This is a genomic window from Candidatus Accumulibacter vicinus (assembly GCF_000584955.1).
Classification (GTDB): Bacteria; Pseudomonadota; Gammaproteobacteria; order Burkholderiales; family Rhodocyclaceae; genus Accumulibacter; species Accumulibacter vicinus.
Window position 1 is genome coordinate 114949 of the sequence record NZ_JDSS02000020.1, and the last position, 4926, is coordinate 119874.

4 protein-coding genes are annotated in these 4926 nt (G+C 62.2%); 3 read left to right on the forward strand and 1 reads right to left on the reverse strand.

Annotation, left to right across the window (positions count from 1 at the left end):
• The 3 genes from CAPSK01_RS22385 to selD form a co-directional block, all read left to right on the forward strand.
• Positions 1-191, forward strand: a 191-nt coding sequence (locus CAPSK01_RS22385; protein WP_034925427.1) for a hypothetical protein, incomplete at its 5' end; no start/stop codon positions are given.
• 34 nt (positions 192-225) lie between these two features.
• The gene (locus tag CAPSK01_RS08630; protein WP_034925273.1) at positions 226-432 is read left to right on the forward strand and encodes a heavy metal-associated domain-containing protein; all 207 of its coding nucleotides are present in this window, start codon (positions 226-228) and stop codon (positions 430-432) included.
• 47 nt (positions 433-479) lie between these two features.
• On the forward strand, positions 480-1592 hold the full coding sequence (gene selD, locus CAPSK01_RS08635; RefSeq protein WP_273703359.1) for a selenide, water dikinase SelD: 1113 nt from the start codon (positions 480-482) through the stop codon (positions 1590-1592).
• A gap of 137 nt (positions 1593-1729) precedes the next feature.
• On the opposite strand, the gene CAPSK01_RS08640 is transcribed toward selD, so the two are convergent.
• Positions 1730-4926 (reverse strand): SdrD B-like domain-containing protein (locus CAPSK01_RS08640; protein WP_273703360.1); only part of this gene is annotated, 3197 nt, incomplete at its 5' end.

Genomic DNA, 4926 nt, shown 5'->3' on the forward strand with positions numbered 1-4926 from the left:
TTTCGCGTGCGACGCTACGGAAAATCAGGCAGAATCTGTTCTGCGCATTCATTTACAATGTGCTTGGCATTCCTCTGGCGGCGCTGGGAATGCTCAGCCCGGTGATCGCAGGCGCTGCGATGGCAATGAGTTCGGTCTCGGTGGTGTCCAACTCGCTGCTCCTCAAACGCTGGCGCGCCGGTGGCAAGTAAGGCCCGGCGCCGGACTCTCTGATGGGAAGGTCTGATGGAAAAAATCGTGATTGCGGTAGCCGGGATGAGTTGCCAGGGTTGCGTGCAGAATGTCACTGCGGCCCTCCAGGCGCTGCCCGGTGTCGAGCAGGTGGAGGTTTCTCTCGCTTCGGGGCAGGCCAGCATTGCCTGTGACCCCGCTTTGGTGAGCGCCGCCGAGTTGCGGCAGGCAGTTGAAGAAGCGGGTTTCGACGCCAGTTAGAACGTTTCGCGTAGCGATCGCACATTCGCCCTGCATGGTTAAGAAAAATGTCCAGAAAAAAAACCGGAACCAACGAAGCTGCTGCACCGCAAGACCCCTCGACCGCCGGGATCAGACTGACGCAGTTCTCGCACGGCGGCGGCTGCGGATGCAAGATCGCTCCCGGCGTACTCGAACAGATCCTCGCCAAGACCTCGTCAGCGATCGTGCCTCGGCAACTGCTGGTGGGTATCGAGACCAGCGATGACGCCGCCGTCTATCAACTCAACGCCGAGCAGGCGCTGGTGGCGACTACCGATTTTTTCATGCCGATCGTCGATGATCCTTTCGATTTCGGCTGCATCGCCGCGACCAACGCGCTCTCCGATGTCTATGCCATGGGGGGCGTGCCGCTGCTGGCCCTGGCAATCGTCGGCATGCCGGTCAACAAGCTGCCGCTGGTCACCATCAAACGGATTCTCGAAGGCGGCGAGTCCATCTGCACCAGGGCAGGCATTCCGATTGCCGGCGGACATACCATCGACTCGGTCGAGCCGATCTACGGCCTCGTCGCCATCGGCCTGGTGCATCCGGACAATCTCAAACGTAATTCCGGCGCCCGCCCCGGCGACAAGCTGATTCTCGGCAAGGCACTCGGGGTGGGCTTCTTCAGCGCGGCGCTGAAGAAAGGATTGTTGTCGCACGCCTGCTACACCGCGATGATCGCCGCAACGACGCAGCTCAACACGCCGGGCCGCGCGCTCGCCTGCCTGTCCGGCGTGCACGCGATGACCGACGTCACCGGTTTTGGTCTGCTCGGCCACCTGGTTGAAATCTGCAAGGCCTCGGGCGTTTCGGCAAAGATCGATTACACGGCCCTGCCCTTGCTGCCGAATGCGCTCGACTACGCAGCAAAAGGCTGTATCACCGGCGCTTCCGGGCGCAACTGGGCGAGTTATGGCGAGCACATCAGTCTCCAGAAGAAACCATTCAGCGACCTGGAACAAGCGCTGCTGACCGACCCGCAGACCAGCGGTGGCCTGCTGGTCGCCTGTGCGCCCGAAGTGGTCACAGAAGTCCTGGCGATTTTCCTGCAGGAGGGATTCGACCATGCCACGGTGATCGGAGAGATCTGCGAAGGCAAGCCGCAGGTATCTGTGCTCAAGAGCCAGGCCGACTAAAAAATGGGGACACCTTGCAGTGTCCCCCTTACAACCCTTCGACTTCAGCCGAAGGAAAAACGCCCGCGGTATTCTCCCGAACTTTTGTCCGCTTGAAGGCAGCCGGCCTACGCGCCGGCAACTTGTGCAGGAACCGCTTACGCCAACAGCCACCCAGCGTCGACCGACGTTTGGCTGCCGGTGGCGTTCAGCAATTCGGCGATCCCGGTCAGCGTGACGCCAGCAGCCGCAGCGTCCTCAGCCGACACGTTGAAGTACACGTCGGTCATGTCCACCGTCTGCCCGTCGGACATCGTCGCGCTGCTGCGCTCGAGGTGAACATTGCCCTGACGGTCCATGAACGGCAGCTCGGTGTAGGCCGTAACCAGTTCACTTACCCCGGCCTCGGCCAGCGTCATCAGTTCCCCATCATCGGTCTGGTGGTTGCCGTTGGCGTCACGCCAGATCCTCAAATCGGCAAAGGCTGTGTCGGTGGCATTGACCAGACCATCGCCATTGCTGTCGTATTCGGCCAGTTGCGCAAAGCCCGCGCCCTTGGCCGTGCCGCCGAACAGTTCGCTGATACTGTCGATCCTGCCATTGCCGTTCTTGTCAATCGCCAGGAAACCGTCGCCACCCGAGATCCACCCCGAAGTCACCGCGCCACCGTTGCCGAAGAGGTCGAAACTGCCACCGGAAGCGGCGCGGCTGACGGTCCGGATGCCGTTGCCATCGAGGTCGATGACGATCGGTGTGATGCCGGCGTCGCGGGTCAGGTCATTCTGGCCGGAAACCAACGTAAAGGCGCTGGTCTTGGTAACGTTGGTAGTGGCTATGGCGTCACCGGCGACATCGGAGTCGATTGTGTCATTGTTCCCCGCATCCTTGACCGCCCACTTCCAGTTACTCATGTTGTTCCACTGCCCGTAGTTGTAGTGCTGGACATTGGTCTTGTCGAACTGGAGGACGTAGGTACCTGGATTGAGGTTGCTGAACAGATAGTTACCGCTGCTGTTGGTGGTGGTCGTGGCCAGTACTGTGGTGCCGGCGGCATTCATCAGCTTGACGGTGATGCCCTTGATACCGGGTTCACTGGCATCCTGGACATTGTCGTGATCCATGTCGTCCCAGACCTTGTCGCCAACCGAAGCCTTCCGGTAGAGGCCCGCATCCCAGCTCATGTCGTTTTCGCCGCTGATCAGTGTCGTGAGAACGGTCTTTCCGGTTGCCGGATCGATGTCGGAGTCTGCCGAATCGTTCCCGCCCTGATCCTTCGGCGAAACGTAGTAACCCGTCGGCGCGACAACCTGTACCTTGTAGTCACCCGGAGTGAGGTTGCTGAAGAGGTAATTGCCGCTGGCGTTGGTCGTCGTCGTTGCGACAGTGCCATCCAACGAGTTGAGCAACTTGACGGTCACCCCACTGATCCCGTTCTCGCCCGTATCCTGAACCCCGTTGGCGTTGAGGTCTTCCCAGACGCGGTCGCCGAGCGAAGCCAGCACGGGTTGCACAACCGGATTCTTGTAATGGCTGAGGTCGGAGTCGGAAGAGGCGCCTGGAGCGGTCACCGTCGCCTTGTTCTCATAGACCCCCGAGACCGGCTGGACCGTCAGCTTCTCGATCTTGAACCGATCTTCCGGCGTGGTATCGCCCGTCCAGCCGGAAATCACCAGCACGTTGCCGGACACATTGCCCGCGTTCAGGTCGGCGAGCCGGGTCGTGCTGAGGTCGGTCAGATTGACCTCGGTGAACCCCAGCGCGGTAAGATCGGCGTCGCTGAGCATCGTGTCATGGTTATTGAACGGGTCGCTGCGCGTACCGATCCACACCGACAGGTCGCTATCGCCGACGACATAGCCCAGGAAGGCCGAGTCGACAACCACATTCTGATTGAACTCGAACAGCACGTAGTTGTCACGCCCGCCCAGGTTGTCCACCGTATGCGTATCGCCACTGCCGCTCTCGCTGCTGTCGGTCACGCCGAGTCCGCCGCCGTAGCTGCCGAGGTAGGCTTGCGCCCAGGCTCCGGTGCTTTGATCGCGGCTGAAGGCGCTGGTCTTGACTGACAGGGCGCCAGAGGTGAATGTGCGAACGTTGCCGTCGCTCCCGTCCGTAGCGCTGCTACCCGAAAAGTCGAAGGTGGTTGCGGCGCCCGCAGTCGTCAGATTCTGGACGGTGCCGGTCGCCTTGTATAGCCAGGCCTCGCCCGGGTCCAGCAGATTATTGGTGTTGCTGTCGCCCGACTGGTAGGTGATCTTGCCGTTGGCCACCGAGAGGTCGTCCGCGGCATTCCCGGTCGTGCCGTTGTCGTCGACGACCGCCACATCATTTTTCGCAAACGCCACGTTGCCCGTGTTGGTCACCTTGTAGGTCCAGGTGACGCTCGAACCGGGGGTCAGGATCGGCACCCCAGCGCCGTTGGCGGCATCCTCGTTGTCGTAGTCGGGTGCAGTCGAATTGCTGTTGCTCGGCCCATTGGTGGTCTTCTCGATGTCGATCTTCGGCGTCACCAGGATCACGCCCGCATCCAGCGTCGGGTTATGCTCGCCCGACCCCAGCGTGACGATCTGCGTCTTGCCCGTGGTGGTGTCGGCGTCGGAGTCGCTCGTGTCGTTGCCGAGGTTCTGACCGGTGAACACGGTGCCCGCCGGGGCGGCAAACTGTACCTGGTATTCCACGCCTGGGGTCAGGCCCGTGAATTGATAGAAACCGTCCGTGCCGGTGGTGGTGGTCGCCGTGGTGTTGTCGCCCACCGTGGCGATCTTGCCGTCGGCACCGCCGCCGATCAGGGTCACGGTCTTGCCGCTGATGCCGGTCGCGCCGTCGTCCTGCTGGCCGTTGGCGTTGCTATCCACCCACAGCCGGTCTCCCAGGCTGGCGGGAGGAATCACTACACCCGCATCCAGCGTCGGGTTGTGCTCGCCCGACGCCAGCGTGACGATCTGCGTCTTGCCCGTCGTGGTGTCGGCGTCGGAGTCGCTCGTGTCGTTGCCGAGGTTCTGACCGGTGAACACGGTGCCCGCCGGGGCGGCAAACTGTACCTGGTATTCCACGCCTGGGGTCAGGCCCGTGAATTCGTAGAAACCGTCCGTGCCGGTGGTGGTGGTCGCCGTGGTGTCGCTCACGCCGTTGATCAGGCCATCGGCACCGCCGCCGATCAGGGTCACGGTCTGGCCGCTGATGCCGGTTGCGCCGTCGTCCTGCTGGCCGTTGGCGTTGCTGTCGAGCCACAGCCGGTCTCCCAGGCTGGCGGGGGCATAGACGCCCGCATCCAGCGTCGGGTTATGCTCGCCCGACGCCAGCGTGACAATCTGCGTCTTGCCCGTCGTGGTGTCGGCGTCGGAGTCGGAAGCGT